Source organism: Bacillus sp. Brlt_9, assembly GCF_051948935.1.
Classification (GTDB): domain Bacteria; phylum Bacillota; class Bacilli; order Bacillales; family Bacillaceae_G; genus Bacillus_A.
In genome coordinates, this window is the sequence record NZ_JAYJLO010000002.1 from 76,990 (window position 1) to 92,284 (window position 15,295).

A 15,295-nucleotide genomic window follows, 5' to 3' on the forward strand; every position below is an offset into this window, starting at 1 on the left:
CAAAAACTGACAACGATAACAAAAGAGGGTGTGCCAACATATTGGCACACCCTCTTCTTTCATAACGATTAATGAATATCACGTTTCTTAAAGTTACCGCCTTTTACTTCTGCTACGTCATAAACTGTAATAAAGGCGTGTGGATCGATTTCATTAATAAGTTCTTTCATTTTACTTTCTTCTAAACGGTTAATTACACAAGAAATTTCTTTGAATTTCTCTCTTGAATAACCACCGTATACTTCATTATATGTTGCACTTCGGCCTAAACGATCGCGAATGGTTTCTACCATCAATTCAGGTTCTTTCGTAATGATTTTAAATGCTTTCGAACCACTTAAACCAACTTCAACGATATGAATGACTTTCGAAGCAATAAAGTAAGCAATTGCCGAAAGGATAGCTCCTTGAAGACCGAATACGGTTGATACGAAAATAAATACGAACATGTTTAAGAATAAAATAAGGTCACTCGTTCCAAATGGTAACTTACGAGAAAGCAATACAGCTAGCATATCGATTCCATCTAATGCCCCGCCGTTACGTAATGCTAGTCCCATACCGAAACCGATGATAATACCACCAACAACTGTAACTAATAATGTATCGCCCTCAATAATAGCTGGTATTCCGTGCATGACAACGGTACCTATTGCTAATGAAGCAATACCGATAATGGAATAAATTGCAAAGCTTTTACCTATTTGTTTATATCCTAACCAAACGAAAGGAATGTTAATAACTGCGATTAGAGCTCCTAATGGCAATCCAAATAATCTTGAACTAACGATACTTAAACCAGTTACACCACCGTCTGATACGTTATTTGGAATTAATACAGCTTCTAATCCGTACGCTGTGATAAATGCCCCAATAATAATCATCAAAGCTTTTGAAGCGATTTTTAGCTTATTGGGCTTGTTTTTGATAATTTTCTCCATGTAATTTCCTCGTTTCAAACTAGTTTCTTATTTGTTACGTCATTCACACCTAAATTCCATTTTAACATTTAATTTGAAAAAATTCTCCTTTAATGGATGTATGCAGGGAATATTATGACCATATTATTATTTTACATACAACTGTAGAAGGTTAGATGGTGGTCATAATTTTGATATAAAAAAGTAGAATGAATAGTATGGATATATACATTTTGGGCATTGATCTTAGGGAGGGGATTCTGTGGGATACTGTACGAAATGTGGAAATGAAACGAACGAGGGCAACAAGTTTTGCGGACAGTGTGGGGAGAGTCTTAGCTATAAAACGGTAGAGGGAAGTTTTGTAAATAGTAATTCTAATAGTAGTATAGAAGTTTTTTCTTTAGTTGGTTTCATTACTGGATTGATATCATGGTTTATTAATTTATGGGGACTTATTGGTACTATAGCTATTGTATTTTCTATATTAGGTTTAAATAAACAAGTGACAGGTACGAGTAAAACATTTGCTATTGTTGGATTGGTTTCTGGAATAATTAATGTGTTGTATGCTGTTATGTTACTGATTTAAATTTGATGAACTGAAAGGTGTAAAAAAGTCCCCTTTGTATAAAGCTTTTAGGGGACTTTTTATTGAATAGCTATTAAGAAACAATAAAACTAATCACTGTTAAGAATAAAGCAAAACCTAAAATAGTTCCACATATTTTCATATGGCGCTTACGTCCCATAACGACAATTGCGACATATTCGCGAATCATTGCATTAGGCCAATAATAAAAGGCTGTCTTTGATCCGATTCCTTGGCTATTAAGACCAGCTTGTCTTGCATATATACCTGCACGGAAAAGATGGAAATTGTTCGTTGTAAAAATACTTCTATACTTACCGTCTGGTTTTAAAGAATCCATAATATCTTTAGAGAACGACATATTTTGATATGTGTTTACAGAGCGATTTTCTTGCACTGTATGTTCAATCGGAATTCCTTTTTCAACAGCATACTTTTGCATCGCTTCTGCTTCAGGAAGCCCTTCATCTGGACCTTGTCCACCAGAGAAAATAATTGTTGGTGGTGTATTCACAGCGGCTTGTTTCCAGTAAAAGTCGATTGCTTTATTAATACGACTTGCAAGTAAAGGCGGTACTTTATCATTGATTAAGCCGCTACCGAGAACGATGATGAAATCTTGGTTACGTCTTGGTCTATTGAATTGGTATAAAAAATACGCACTTAAGAAGTTAGATAAATGTACAAAGAAATACATAGTTATAAGAGATATAGCAGCAAAAATAAATTGAAAATGCTCTGAGAATAAACTTGCTGGATTTATAATAGGGAGCATAATAAAGAATAAAATCCCTAAAGCAGCAATTAAAGTTAAAGAGTTTGTGAAGCGTCTTCCTTCACGTTGCATTAAAATTTTTGCATTAAGAAATAGTCCAAACATTAAAGCGACTATAGCAAAAGGTATCATTACAATTAGCGCTAACATCGGAATAATAACGATAAAATGTAAAGAATTACTACCAGACTCATATGAGGCTATGGCGCAAAATAATAGAAATGAACAGAAAAAGGCATTAAATAAAAAGCCATTTATTATTTTTCGTGGATCTTTTAAATAGGAGATAAGAAAAATAATAAACAATATAAGAGGAATGATTCCGAAAGACATAAATATAGTACACCTCAATTTGTATAAGAATTTGACATACCTTTTATATTACATGATTTTATAATTAGAAATGAAAGAAAAAGGATTTTGAATTTTCTCAATAAAAACATATGGATACATATGTTACAATGTATGTAAAGCGATATATTAAAGGTAAAATGGTCGAAGAGGCACTCTATGGAGTGTCTTTTCTTTTTGGTATGTAATTATGCATATTATATTTATTTTCAAGGAAAGAGGAATACAATATAAGTTGTGGATATACGCTATAAAGCAGAATTTTAGACAAACATTTCCCTCTACTTTTTGTATCTAACAATCGTATAACAATAAATAATTCTGTTTTATAGTGTCTGTTTATGAAAGGTGTCTTCTTTGAAGGCACTTTTTTGTTGTTTAGTATAGATAGTATTTACTGTTAGCGTAGTGGAAACTATCTATACTAAACATTAGCAATCTTCCGTATAAATATTATCAATTTACTGTATATTCCAGTGGTGTTAACCTACATATGAAAGGCTTTCTTTTTCAAAATATTACCCCTAATAAATTTTTGAAGAAGTCAACTGTCTCCAAAATTGCCATTCATGCTTAGCAAAAAAGAATCCTGCTGGATTCTTTTTTGTGTTCGACAGAATATGACAAAATACATTTGAATAATTTGTTATATTGTTAAATGGTTATTATGGAAAGAGAAGGAGACTTAAGTATGAGATTTAAGAAATTAATTTTAACAGGTGCACTTGTTGCAACTACAGCATTTACTTCAATTGGAACAGCACAGGCAAGCGTAGATTTTAAAGATGTTCCAAATAATCATTGGTCTTATAAAGCAATTATGGATTTAGCAAATAAAAATGTTGTTGCTGGATACGGAAATGGGATTTTTGGATTTGGTGATGATGTAACACGTGAGCAAGTTGCTGCTCTTATGTTCCGTCAATTAAAACCGACAGTAAAAGAACAGTATCACAATCCATATAAGGATGTTACGGATCGTTCAACTAGGTTTAAAAAAGAGATTCTTGCTTTAACAGAGATGGGTGTATTCGCTGGTGATGATAAAGGAAACTTTAGACCGAAAGATTCACTTACTCGCGATGAAATGGCACAAATTTTAACAAAGGGATTCCAATTGCAAATAAGAGGGGATCATAATTTCCCGGATGTCGATAGAAATGGATGGGCAAATCCAGCGATTACTGCAATTAAATCAAATTATATTACAGCTGGAACTGGTGATGGTACATTCGCACCTAGAATGCACGTAAGTCGTGAGCAATACGTTCAGTTCTTATATAATGCAACGTTACCACTTGAAGAAAGACCAGGAGCAAAACAACCACAGCCGAAACCAGAAGTAAAACCAGAACCGAAACCAGAAGTAAAGCCAGATCCAAAACGTTTTGCTAACTGTAAAGAAGCAAACGATGCGGGATATTATGACATTACAAGAGATAGTCCATATTATGGTAAGCATTTAGACCGTGATGGCGATGGAATTGCTTGTGAGAAAAAGAAAAAAGGTAAATAAGAAAAAGCACTCAATCTGAGTGCTTTTTCTTATGGAAGCAAGCTATTTTTCTAGGCGATTCTCATACACTAAAAGTAACGAAATGAAAGTAGGTGACAAAATGCCATCAGTTGTGGAAGGTGTTATTATTGAAAATTGTAACGGAACAATTAACTTAGGTGATAAATATAACGTGCAACCAATTGAAAAAACGAAAGCTTATAATGGATCGGGATCATCGAATACAGGAATGAAAGTACAAACATTTAGTGGTATTAGTACAGCGGATGTAAGGGATAGCGATGCGAATGATCAAGGAATACAATTTACTTTATAGATAAATATGTAAAATTGCATACAATGATGAACTTGTCCTGTGCTACAATCTAGCTGTGAGCTGTTAATGATTCTTCTGTATTATAGTTGTTAGATTAGAAATATAACATCCTATCAAAAATCATACGTAAAAAAGACACTTCAAACGAAGTGTCTTTTTCATTTTAGTGATACCCTTTAGCAGAGTCTTTATGGATTTTATTTTTAAATATACTGTAGCTCCAAAGTTGATATCCAATAACAATTGGTACCATAACCATCGCCACGAAGAACATAATTTTTAAGTTTAACTGGCTACCCGCTGCGTTATATAACGTTGTACTGTATGCGTCGTTAATACGTGACGGTAACATTCTTGGGAACATGCCTGCAAAGCCAGTTGTCATAAACATTGCGATTGTTAAGCAAACGAATGTGAATGCAAGACCAATTTTATGTTTGTACACCATAATAAGTGCGAGTACACTCATTAACATGGCGAGTACTGGAAGAATGAATAGTACCGGATATTCCGTGAAGTTTTGGAATAAGTTTGTACGATTTGCAGTTGCTACATAGAAAATAGCTAAAATGATAGCAGCTGCCATTGAAAATGGTCTAGCGATTTTATAAGCACGATCAGATACTTCACCAGTCGTTTTAATCATAACCCAAAGGGCACCAGATACGACGAATATAGAAGTGAAGAACAGACCTCCTAAAATACCGTAATGATTGAGTAAGCTAAGTAAATTTCCTTCATAGCCATTTTTTCCGATTTGTAATCCGTAATACAGGTTAGCGAACGTAACTCCGAATAAGAAGGCGATTAGGAAACTACCAATTGTAAATGCCCATTTACAAGTTTTTTGCCAAACTGGTGAATCGTCTTTATGCATGAATTCAAGTCCAGCAGCACGAGCAAATAGTGCAAGTAATACTAAAAATAGTGGTGTATATAAATAGCTGAACATATTTGCATATGTGACTGGGAAGGCAGCAAATGTTGCGCCACCAGCTGTAATTAACCATACTTCATTACCACCCCAGAACGGGCCAATTGCTTCTTGTAATTGATTTCGTTCTTGTCGGTCTTTCGCAACGAAAGGAAAAATCATTCCGTTACCAAGTGCATATCCATCAAGAATGAAGTAAACTGTCCAAATTACGCCCCATAAACCGAACCAGATGATTGCGAGCATATCATGAGACATGAGCTGTACCTCCTTCAGTAGTAGGCTCTTCTAATGCAGCAGGTCCTTTTTTCGCGAACTTTAGCATTAAGTATACGTCTGCAATTAAGAGTAGAGTATAGAACAATATTAAACTAATTAATGAGAACCAAATCTGCGGAACAGATATAGGTGATACAGATTCTGCTGTACGCATGAGTTTATAAACTGTCCATGGTTGACGACCTACTTCGGCAACAATCCAACCAGCGTTAATTGCGATATATGGTAGTAAAACAGACCATATTGTAATTTTTAAGTAACGTTTTGAGTTTTCTAGTTTTCCTTTTCGGTTTAAGTAGAAACCGTACCAAGTTAATGCCATAAAGAACATACCAAGTGCAACCATTAAGCGGAAGCTATAGTACACGAGGTTAACATTTGGACGATCTTCTTTCGGAATATCTTTTAAACCAACAATTTCGCCATCAAATGAATTTGTATAGAAGAAGCTTCCTAACTTTGGAATCGTTAGGAATTCAAAGTTCTTTTCGTTTTTTACATCAGGAATTTGAACAATCGAGAAGCCTTGTCCTTTTCCAGTTTCCCAAACAGCTTCCATCGCAGCACCTTTAGCTGGTTGATATTTAGCTGCTGATACACCAGATTGATGTCCCATAAACGGTGTAATTGTTGCGGCGAATAAGCCTAACATTAAACCAAACTTAAATGATTTTTTGAAGAATTCAACTTCATTCTTACGTAATAAGTGATAGGCACTAATTGCCATAACGAAGAAAGCACCAACGATATAACAACCAACTACAGTATGGAAGAACATATTCCAAGCGTATGGATTTGTAACGAGTGCCCAGAAATCATTTAATTCAGCGCGGCCGTTACGCACGACGTAGCCAACAGGGTTTTGCATAAAGCCGTTTGCTGTAATAATCCAAAGGGCGGAAATATTTGTTCCAAGTGCAACCATCCACATACAGAAGGCGCGGAACTTTGGTGAAATTTTGTCTTTACCGAATAACCATATTCCCATGAAAGTAGATTCTAGGAAGAAGGCAACGAGTGCTTCGATTGCGAGAGGTGATCCGAAAATATCTCCCATATATTTGGAGTACTCAGACCAGTTTGTTCCAAATTGGAATTCCATCGTAATCCCGGTTATAATCCCCATGACGAAGTTAATTGTAAATAATTTACCCCAGAAATTTGCCATTTTGCGATATGTTGGATTCAATGTGCGGGCGTATTGCGTTTCCATACATGCCACTAAAATAACAAGTCCGATTGTCAAAGGTACAAATAAAAAGTGATAAAAAATAGTAATTGCAAATTGAAAACGACTCAGTAACAGAACGTCGGACATAATAAATATTCACTCCTTTTTTACATTATCTACAATTAGTTTATAGTGAAAATAGCAGTGTAGTATGTGAGACTTGTTACAAAGCTGTGTGTATATTTTGAAAGAATTATGTCGGTTATCTAAAAATATATCGTTTTTATAATATTACAATATACTTTTTGTGGTTTTCATATTTTGGTACACTGTTTATGTAGTGTAAACGAGAGAAAAGAGGGTTCCTTACTATGAAGTCATTAGAAGAGATTTTGCAGTACAATGAGAAATTTGTTGAAGAGAAAAAGTATGAAGAGTTTGTAGCGGGGAAATTTCCAAACAAAAAGATGGTAATAATTTCTTGTATGGATACAAGACTTGTTGAACTATTGCCGAAAGCGATGAATATGCGTAACGGCGATGTGAAAATTATTAAAGTAGCAGGTGCTGTTATTTCACATCCATTCGGAAGTATTATGCGTAGTATTTTAGTCGCTGTATATGAACTTGGCGCTGATGAAGTATGTGTAGTTGGTCACCATGATTGTGGCATGGCAAAAATTCAAGCAAGCAGTACAATTGAGAAAATGAAAGAGCGCGGTATAACAGAAGAGAAATTAGATATGCTTCGTTATTCTGGAATCGATTTAGAACAATTCTTGCGCGGTTTCTCTAGTGTGGAAGAAAGTGTAGAACATAGCGTATCAGTACTTCGCAACCACCCATTACTTCCGGAAGAAGTACCTGTTCACGGTCTTGTTATCGATCCTGACACAGGAAAATTAGATTTAGTTGTGAATGGTTACGATAATTAAGAATTTACTTTGTCATCCTTTTTATCTGGGACAGGATCAAATCCTCCTGGGTGGAAAGGGTGACATTTTAATATACGCTTACAAGTAAGCCAAAAGCCTTTGAGTGCACCATGCTTTTGAAACGCCTCTAATCCGTAATGAGAACAAGTTGGATAGAAACGGCAAGTAGGTGGTGTCATCGGAGAAATGAACTTTTGATAAAAGCGTATAATCCCAATAAAAATCTGTTTCATAACGATCTCCTTTTCAGCATATTCTTAAAGTATTATAGCACGACTGTACATAATACTTTACTAATGTGCATTTCCGTTATATCATATTGGATATAACGGAATTAAATTAAAAGCGGGAGAGATGTTGTATGCCATCAGTAGAAAGCTTTGAATTAGATCATACGATTGTAAAGGCACCTTATGTAAGACATTGCGGAGTTCACAATGTAGGTAGTGACGGTATTGTAAATAAATTCGATATTCGTTTCTGCCAACCGAATAAACAAGCAATGAAACCAGATGTTATTCATACGTTAGAACATTTATTAGCATTTAATTTACGTAAATATATTGATCGTTATCCGCATTTTGATATTATCGATATTTCACCAATGGGCTGCCAAACAGGATATTATCTTGTAGTAAGCGGAACACCGACGGTTCGAGAAATCATTGATTTATTAGAACTAACATTAAAAGATGCGGTTCAAATTACAGAAATTCCAGCTGCAAATGAAACGCAGTGTGGTCAAGCGAAGCTTCACGACTTAGAAGGAGCACAACGCTTAATGAACTTCTGGTTAAGCCAAGATAAAGATGAACTTGAGAAAGTATTTGGATAGAAAGAAAAACTGCCTGTGAAAGGGCAGTTTTTTTGTAGTACGATGATAAATGAAATTATATCGACGATTTTTCGAATATATCGAACACAACTTGAAATATATCAACGATTTTTTTAATATATCGACGTTTCGACACTGGATATCGACTTACCGACAAAAACTGACAATATTATGAATCAAATAAAAAGAAGAGGTCGTCTAACATATGTGTTGGACGACCTCTTTTTTTATGAAACTATACTAGACACCCCAACATACAAAACAAAGACAGAACCGAGAAAATAAACAAATGCTTTTGCTTTTTGCCGCTCTTTTATTTCATCAATTCCGAAAAGGATAAAAACGTATGGTAAAAGCATAGGGATATTTACGAAGAAGCTAAATAGGGCGAGAATAAGAGCGATAGTGGCGATTATAACTCGAATGTTTTCAACCATATAATCCTCCTTTAAAAGAACAGTATAAATGGAATAACAAAAACAATCGTAAAAAGACTTAAACCGATGCTAATGGCTCCAATTTGCTTTTGTTGTTTTTGAATCGTCTCAATTCCTACTAAAATCCCATATAAACTAAAGAAGAACAAAATGATAGGTGAAAAGATTTGAAAGTTCATTGTAAATGTACTGTATAGACATAGAATTAAAGTAATAAAAACGATGATGAGTTGTATTTGTCTAATATGCATTTTAGCCCTCCTTAGTAGAAAGAAAATAATTATAAATGCTAAATTGATTGGAATTTCATTCTACATGTAGCGAAAGTAGTTACATATGAGAAAGAGGAATATAAGACTAGAAACGAAAAAAAACGGAATACTCATTGATTTTCGTCCGGATTGCAATTCGTTAATTCCTAGAAGAATAAAGGAACAACTGAGAATAAAGTGTACGTATGGGAGAAGTGAAAAATTATCGGTAATAAGGGCATAAGTGCAAAGAGAGAGTCCGAGAAGAGTAATAAGTCCTAAAACAATCCGTAATCCGGTTAGCATTATATAACCTCCTTTTAAATAGACTATTTATCGGAATAGTTCTGAGAAGCTAAGAAATAAAGCGCCAGATCCAGCGAGAAAAGCAAGTATGCCACTAGATTTTCTTTCTTGTTTTATTTCTCCTAGCCCTATAGTGAAAGCCATTAATCCTAAGAAAATGAACATATACGGCATCATTTCTCTATTACCAGTAAAATATCCGTATATTGTTATACATAATGCAATGAGTGCAAAAGTAATCTGTAATCCTTTTAGCATATATATTCCCCCTGTTATTTTATATAGCTAATAATGAGGAAAATCCAAATAAATCCGGTTCCTGAATCTTTTCCTTTATTTGTTTAAGGGTAGTAAAGCTTCTAATAGAAATTGTGAAAGTAGTAGAAAGTTATGTTGACTTGCCAGTAAATAAATACTGAATATGATGTGGGCTAAAATAAGTAGTATATGAAGCATATTATGAATTTTTCTTGCTGTTTTTTGTATAAGGGTTATCTTCTGGTTTATCAACAGAATGTTTATAAGCGTAGCCTTTATTAATCGTCATGACGGAGAGTACTAGTATGACTAGGACGATGATAATACCGATAATTAATATTTTCAGCATGAAATCCCTCCTTTTCTTTATTTTACATAATTTTGTATTTGATGAAAACAATAGAAATTAAAAGGATGAAAGAAGGGTGTTACATGGAGACGAAAAAAACATATTATATATCAATAGGAAACGGTCAAATTTCACAAGTGAAGACGGCGGATACGTATAATTTTGAGATTGTTGCAAGTGATGAGGAAATTACGGAGTTAAGAGAGTACTTTGATCAAGCGTATGTAGAAGATTTAGGCTCCTTTGTACGTTCTCACGTTCCATTTGTTGAGTATCATCACGATTCAAATAATGACCGATATGATGAACAACTACAAAAAGCATATAAAATGATTTACGATTTAGGAAATCATGAGACGAAAGAATTAGTCGCGCAAATGGGAATAATCAATGGATTATAATTGGATAATATTATGCAGAAAAGCGAGAATATGCTACAATTTGTGGTAGGAAAAACTTGTAACCATCAATAGGGGAGTAATGGCATGTACAAATTTAAAGATTATTACCACAACACTGTACAATTATCGTTTGAACGTTATCCATTTTCTCCTGAGCCAAAGCATGTTTGGGTTGTATGCCGGTACGGGGATCAATGGTTATTAACGCATCATTTACGTCGCGGTCTTGAATTTCCAGGTGGTAAAGTGGAACTCGGGGAAACACCGGAAGAAGCGGCAGTTCGAGAGGTTCATGAAGAAACCGGCGGCATAGTTTCTGATTTAACTTACTTAGGACAATATAAAGTATCTGGAAAAGACAAAATAATCATTAAAAACATTTATTTTGCAACAATTAGTGCGGTAGAAGAACATACGCATTACGAAGAAACGAAAGGATCTGTTTTATTAACAGAAATTCCTGACAACATTAAAACGGATAGAAAATTTAGCTTTATAATGCGCGACGATGTATTGGCGCGTACGATGAAACATATAGAAGAAATCGGCTGTTTTACGAAGTAAAGTGGCCGGTTTCTTTTTTTGTGGGCAAGAATGAATGTAAATATATCTTTACATTATTTTGGGTATATTATACAATTTTGTAAAGATATATTTACAATTTAGGAGGGGAATATGGAGAATAGAAAAGAAACGACTGTTACTGTTTCGATGGTTAAGTTAAATATCTATTCATTACTTATAATATTTGCGTTGGCGTTTGGAATTGGTTATTTGCATATATTTCTTTCAGGCGGGGTTCAATTTGACTTTACATTGCCCGTTATGTTTCTTTTGATTATTGGAATGATTGTTCTCATATGTATTCATGAAACGATACATTTAATTGGATTTCGTTACATCGGAGGCGTTCCATGGAGTGAGCTGAAATGGGGCGTTAATTGGAAATTAGGTGTTGCATATGCGCATTCTAAACAGGCGATTACAGTAAAGCAAATGAAGAAAGTATTAATGTTACCGTTTTTACCGACTGGAATTTTGCCAATTGCATTGGGATTAGTTATGAATCTGGAGCCACTCTCGTTTTTAGGAATCTTACTAACAGCGAGTTGTATCGGTGACATTGCTTTATATCAAAAAGTTTCAAAGTTTCCAGATGATGCGGTAGTTCAAGATCATCCTAGTAAACCGCAGTTTACAGTATATGAATCATAAAGGAAGAGGAGGCGTTTTGAACAAACGGCTTCTTTTTTCTTTTGTAAATTTTTGTCGGTAAATCGATATATTGTGAAAATCGCCGATATAATTTGAGTTACGATCGATATATTTCAAAAATCGCTGATATATTTCAAGTTACGGTCGATATATTCGAAAAATCGCTGATAAATTTTTCTGGAGGGCTGCCTGAATCATAGGAAACCTCCTTACAGTTTATATAATTCATTATCGCATATTCGTTAAAAAGCGATTATTATATTTTTGTAGAATGTATTGATGGAGGACTGTATGAAGAGACTGTATGGCAAGTTAGTAGGGGTTATTGTCGCAATCGGTTTAGTGGCAGGATGCGAAAGTTCTATGAAGAGTGTGAAAGAAAAAGAAATTTGTAAGACAGAAGAAGAATGCGTAGAAATAGGAGATAAGAAACTTCAAAAAGTATATGAAAAAATAGATGGATTATCTGAGCTTGAAGCAGTAGAAGATTATAATATAGGAGAGCATGAAATTGCGGATATGAAAGAGGCAGAACAGAAAAAAGAAGAGGATGAAAGTTACTTCTTTTTAGCTTCTTATTATATTGATGGTGATGAAATTGTAGATCCTTATTTTGAAAAAATAGAACGGAAACGTTTAAATAAAGTGTTCGCTGAGGATAAAGAAGCGAAAGAAGAGGTGCTACAACAACGTCAAGATAGAGGTTATCATGAAGATTTATGGGATATATACCGAACCCTCATCCCAGCTAAATATCGCGGGAATATAAAAGAATTTGATTTAATAACGGATGGTTATGACGGTGTTGTTGCCCACGTTATGCCGAGTATGGAGAATCCGAAAGACTGGACTCTTAGCTTAGATACGCTTGATTCTGCGGTAAATATTGATGAAGTGATGAAAACATTAATTCATGAGACAGCTCACGTGTTGACGCTCGGACATAAGCAAATACCAGTAGATGAACAATATGTAAAGGATTTTGAAGAAGAGAAAGATATTTCAAAGTACAGAAATAACTGTGAAACTCTTTTCTTACAAGAGGGATGCACGAAGGAGAAATCTTATATTAATCAATTTTATAACTCTTTCTGGAAACCAATTGAACAAGAATGGACAGAAAAGAAAGTAGAAGAAAGCGAAGAAACTCAAATTGAATTTTTTAAAGAAAAGCATGAGGAGTTTGTATCGCAGTATGGAACGACAAATGTAGCGGAAGATATTGCAGATACGTTTACAGCATTTATTTTACAAGATTCAAAAAAAGTGAAAGAAGGATCGGAGTTAAAATATAAAAAAATTGCGTTCTTCTATCAGTTCCCTGAGCTTGTAAAAATGAGAGCGGAAGTGTTGTCGGGATTATATGATGTTTCGAAAATGATAGAACAGCAAAGTGGACACTAATGCGAGTCATATATTTAGTCAAGAAAACGTAAAGAATTTCAGTTCTTTGTGTTTTTTTATGTTGATAAAATTGAAAATTCTGTCTTTTTTATAAAAAGAAGAAGGAACTGAAGCTTTAAAAGAGAATTAGTATAAAAATGTCACAAATTAGACACAATTATAATGCGCATATTGTAGGGACTATAAGTTTACTCTCGAGGAGGTAATGAAACGTATGAAAACGATTCTTGCGGTTGCTGGTCTCATTTGGGTAATGTCTCACGGTTTTCCGATTTTTGAAGGAGAGCAAATTCGTAGTGCATTAAATAAAAAGTATGATGATTATCATGTAATAGATCGAAAAGAAAATGTCGTTACAGTACGTGTGAAAGATTGTTTCCATACAGTTACCGTTGCAAATGGCAACGTTACAAATGAAACAAAGATGTGTGATAAAAGGTAAAGAAAGAAGCTGACTATAGTTTATCACCATAAGTCAGCTTTTTTTTCGTTTCCCAATTAGAAGTTTTTCAAATGCTTCAACAAACACATACATGAGTGTTGCGAGGACGCAGGTGAGTAGTACGCTCAGTAAGACGAGCGTGAAATTAAATACTTGGAATCCGTAGCTAATTAAGTAACCAAGACCCTGTTTAGAGACGAGAAGTTCGCCGAATATAACACCGACCCATGATAACCCAACGTTCACTTTTAACGTTGAAATAATTGCTGGGAAGGATGCGGGGAGAACGACTTGCTTATAACATTGCCATTTATTTGCGCCAAATGTGTCCATCACTTTTATATAGTTAGAATCGACTTCTTGAAATGCGCTGTAAATAACGAGAATGGTAATGATGATGGAAATGATTACGCCCATTGCAATCGACGAAGAAATATTTGGACCGAAGATTACAATGATAATCGGACCAAGTGCCACTTTTGGCATGGCGTTTAGGACGACGAGATAGGGATCAAGTACGCGGGCGAGAAGCGGTATCCACCAAAGGAAAGTAGCGATAATAGCGCCGAGCACTGTTCCAAGAATGAAGCCTACTCCAGTTTCAAGTAATGTCGTCCATATGTGGACCCAAAGAGAACCGTCAAGCCATTTACTAAGGAAGAGATCCCAAATGCTTGAAGGAGAGCTAAAGAGTAAGGGATCAATCCACTCTTTTTTGCTAGCTATTTCCCATAGTGCAAAGAAAAGAATGAGCAGTAAAAGCTGTAAAGACCGTGCTAACCATGCGCGCTTGCGTTCTTTCTTCCGAAACTGTTCATGCAGTTGCTTTATATTATCCAAGGCGCTCCAGCTCCTTCCATATATTTTGGAAGAGGGATGGGAAGTCATGGTGGTGGCGTGAGTCTAACGGCGATAAGGAACGGATGCTTTCTGGGACGATAAATGTTTTTGCAATTTTTCCGGGATTCGCTTGTAGTAAATAAATACGATCACTCATCGCAATTGCTTCCTCAATATCATGTGTCACGAGTAGTGAAGTTTTCTTATATTTGTGTAGTAAGCTGAAAACGAGATCTTCTAGTTTCAATTTCGTTTGGTAATCGAGCGCCGAAAAAGGTTCATCTAGCAATAAAATTTTTGGATCGGTCGCTAACGTTCGAACGAGGGCGGCACGTTGACGCATACCACCGGATAGTTCACGAGGGTATTGCTGCTCTACATCATGTAGGCCGACTTGCTTTAAAAGCTGTAGAGTATGTTCTTTCGTCTGTTCATTGTAAATTTTTCGGGTGTGAAGTCCAAGCATAATATTTTCTTCAATTGTTTTCCAAGGGAACAAGTAATCTTGCTGTAACATATATCCCATAGATGAAGTTTTCGTTGTAATGGGCTCACCATCTAAAAAGACGATACCTTCAATTGGATCAAGCAGCCCGGCAATAATGGAGAGGAGTGTCGTTTTGCCGCAACCACTTGGGCCGAGTATCGAAATGAATTCGCCTTCTTCCACTTGTAAGCTCATATCTTCGAGAATCAATTTGGCATTCTCTTTTGCGAAAAAGCAGTGAGAAACGTTACGTATTTGTAAAAAACTCATACACTTCGCCT

The 15,295-nt window shown here is 35.1% G+C and carries 21 protein-coding genes; 10 read left to right on the top strand and 11 right to left on the bottom strand.

Annotation, left to right across the window (positions count from 1 at the left end):
- Positions 1-68 precede the first annotated feature (68 nt).
- Entirely contained in the window at positions 69-941 is an 873-nt protein-coding gene (locus tag VF726_RS06565; RefSeq protein WP_000411240.1) for a YitT family protein, read from the bottom strand.
- A 241-nt stretch (positions 942-1,182) separates the two neighbouring features.
- On the opposite strand from VF726_RS06565, the gene VF726_RS06570 reads away from it, so the two are divergent.
- Positions 1,183-1,512 (top strand): zinc ribbon domain-containing protein, encoded by a 330-nt coding sequence (locus tag VF726_RS06570; RefSeq protein ID WP_440166851.1) that lies wholly within the window; start codon positions 1,183-1,185, stop codon positions 1,510-1,512.
- 73 nt (positions 1,513-1,585) lie between these two features.
- Here the strand turns inward: VF726_RS06570 and VF726_RS06575 are convergent, their stop codons facing one another.
- Positions 1,586-2,620 carry a YdcF family protein gene (locus VF726_RS06575; RefSeq protein WP_440166853.1) on the bottom strand — a complete coding sequence of 345 codons (1,035 nt, stop codon included), beginning with the start codon at positions 2,618-2,620 and terminating at the stop codon, positions 1,586-1,588.
- Positions 2,621-3,329: 709 nt separating this feature from the next.
- On the opposite strand from VF726_RS06575, the gene VF726_RS06580 reads away from it, so the two are divergent.
- Both VF726_RS06580 and VF726_RS06585 read left to right on the top strand, forming a co-directional pair.
- The gene (locus VF726_RS06580; protein ID WP_440166855.1) at positions 3,330-4,154 is read left to right on the top strand and encodes an S-layer homology domain-containing protein; all 825 of its coding nucleotides are present in this window, start codon (positions 3,330-3,332) and stop codon (positions 4,152-4,154) included.
- Between the two features lie 82 nt (positions 4,155-4,236).
- Positions 4,237-4,470, top strand: a complete 234-nt coding sequence (locus VF726_RS06585; RefSeq protein WP_142286658.1) for a spore germination protein — start codon at positions 4,237-4,239, stop codon at positions 4,468-4,470.
- A gap of 163 nt (positions 4,471-4,633) precedes the next feature.
- On the opposite strand, the gene cydB is transcribed toward VF726_RS06585, so the two are convergent.
- Complete coding sequence (gene cydB, locus VF726_RS06590) at positions 4,634-5,662, bottom strand: cytochrome d ubiquinol oxidase subunit II (RefSeq protein ID WP_440166857.1); 1,029 nt, start codon at positions 5,660-5,662, stop codon at positions 4,634-4,636.
- Complete coding sequence (gene cydA / locus VF726_RS06595; protein ID WP_440166859.1) at positions 5,652-7,001, bottom strand: cytochrome ubiquinol oxidase subunit I; 1,350 nt, start codon at positions 6,999-7,001, stop codon at positions 5,652-5,654. Before cydA ends, cydB begins: the two co-directional genes overlap by 11 nt.
- A 224-nt stretch (positions 7,002-7,225) precedes the next feature.
- Here cydA and VF726_RS06600 point away from each other — a divergent pair, with 224 nt between their 5' ends.
- Positions 7,226-7,789 (top strand): beta-class carbonic anhydrase, encoded by a 564-nt coding sequence (locus tag VF726_RS06600; RefSeq protein ID WP_000838159.1) that lies wholly within the window; start codon positions 7,226-7,228, stop codon positions 7,787-7,789.
- Here VF726_RS06600 and yidD read toward each other — a convergent pair.
- Positions 7,786-8,022 (bottom strand): membrane protein insertion efficiency factor YidD, encoded by a 237-nt coding sequence (gene yidD / locus VF726_RS06605; protein WP_000809334.1) that lies wholly within the window; start codon positions 8,020-8,022, stop codon positions 7,786-7,788. The two genes, VF726_RS06600 and yidD, sit on opposite strands and share 4 nt — an antisense overlap.
- Positions 8,023-8,150: 128 nt before the next feature.
- Here yidD and luxS point away from each other — a divergent pair, with 128 nt between their 5' ends.
- Positions 8,151-8,624, top strand: a complete 474-nt coding sequence (gene luxS, locus VF726_RS06610) for an S-ribosylhomocysteine lyase LuxS (protein ID WP_001141371.1) — start codon at positions 8,151-8,153, stop codon at positions 8,622-8,624.
- Positions 8,625-8,851: 227 nt separating this feature from the next.
- On the opposite strand, the gene VF726_RS06615 is transcribed toward luxS, so the two are convergent.
- The 4 genes from VF726_RS06615 to ytzI form a co-directional block, all read right to left on the bottom strand.
- Entirely contained in the window at positions 8,852-9,061 is a 210-nt protein-coding gene (locus VF726_RS06615) for a YczI family protein (RefSeq protein ID WP_440166864.1), read from the bottom strand.
- 11 nt (positions 9,062-9,072) lie between these two features.
- The gene (locus VF726_RS06620) at positions 9,073-9,312 is read right to left on the bottom strand and encodes a hypothetical protein (RefSeq protein WP_440166866.1); all 240 of its coding nucleotides are present in this window, start codon (positions 9,310-9,312) and stop codon (positions 9,073-9,075) included.
- A 333-nt stretch (positions 9,313-9,645) separates the two neighbouring features.
- A complete protein-coding gene (locus VF726_RS06625; RefSeq protein WP_087958438.1) occupies positions 9,646-9,876 on the bottom strand; it encodes a YczI family protein in 231 nt (76 codons plus the stop codon).
- 199 nt (positions 9,877-10,075) lie between these two features.
- The gene (ytzI, locus tag VF726_RS06630) at positions 10,076-10,225 is read right to left on the bottom strand and encodes a YtzI protein (RefSeq protein WP_000912935.1); all 150 of its coding nucleotides are present in this window, start codon (positions 10,223-10,225) and stop codon (positions 10,076-10,078) included.
- A gap of 83 nt (positions 10,226-10,308) precedes the next feature.
- On the opposite strand from ytzI, the gene VF726_RS06635 reads away from it, so the two are divergent.
- The 5 genes from VF726_RS06635 (at position 10,309) to VF726_RS06655 (ending at position 13,687) form a co-directional block, all read left to right on the top strand.
- Positions 10,309-10,626, top strand: coding sequence for a hydrolase (locus tag VF726_RS06635; protein ID WP_440166869.1), 318 nt, complete (start codon positions 10,309-10,311; stop codon positions 10,624-10,626).
- Positions 10,627-10,710: 84 nt separating this feature from the next.
- Positions 10,711-11,190, top strand: coding sequence for an antimutator 8-oxo-(dGTP/GTP)ase (mutTA, locus tag VF726_RS06640; protein ID WP_048529549.1), 480 nt, complete (start codon positions 10,711-10,713; stop codon positions 11,188-11,190).
- Positions 11,191-11,301: 111 nt separating this feature from the next.
- The gene (locus VF726_RS06645) at positions 11,302-11,841 is read left to right on the top strand and encodes a DUF3267 domain-containing protein (protein ID WP_440166871.1); all 540 of its coding nucleotides are present in this window, start codon (positions 11,302-11,304) and stop codon (positions 11,839-11,841) included.
- A 291-nt stretch (positions 11,842-12,132) separates the two neighbouring features.
- The gene (locus VF726_RS06650) at positions 12,133-13,245 is read left to right on the top strand and encodes a recombinase family protein (RefSeq protein WP_440166874.1); all 1,113 of its coding nucleotides are present in this window, start codon (positions 12,133-12,135) and stop codon (positions 13,243-13,245) included.
- A 214-nt stretch (positions 13,246-13,459) separates the two neighbouring features.
- Entirely contained in the window at positions 13,460-13,687 is a 228-nt protein-coding gene (locus VF726_RS06655; protein WP_000849119.1) for a hypothetical protein, read from the top strand.
- 33 nt (positions 13,688-13,720) lie between these two features.
- Here VF726_RS06655 and VF726_RS06660 read toward each other — a convergent pair whose 3' ends face one another.
- Together VF726_RS06660 and VF726_RS06665 are read right to left on the bottom strand one after the other, a co-directional pair.
- Entirely contained in the window at positions 13,721-14,527 is an 807-nt protein-coding gene (locus VF726_RS06660) for an ABC transporter permease (protein WP_166703443.1), read from the bottom strand.
- Positions 14,520-15,284 carry an ABC transporter ATP-binding protein gene (locus VF726_RS06665; RefSeq protein ID WP_440166876.1) on the bottom strand — a complete coding sequence of 255 codons (765 nt, stop codon included), beginning with the start codon at positions 15,282-15,284 and terminating at the stop codon, positions 14,520-14,522. The genes VF726_RS06660 and VF726_RS06665 overlap by 8 nt, the downstream gene beginning before the upstream one ends.
- Positions 15,285-15,295: the final 11 nt, after the last annotated feature.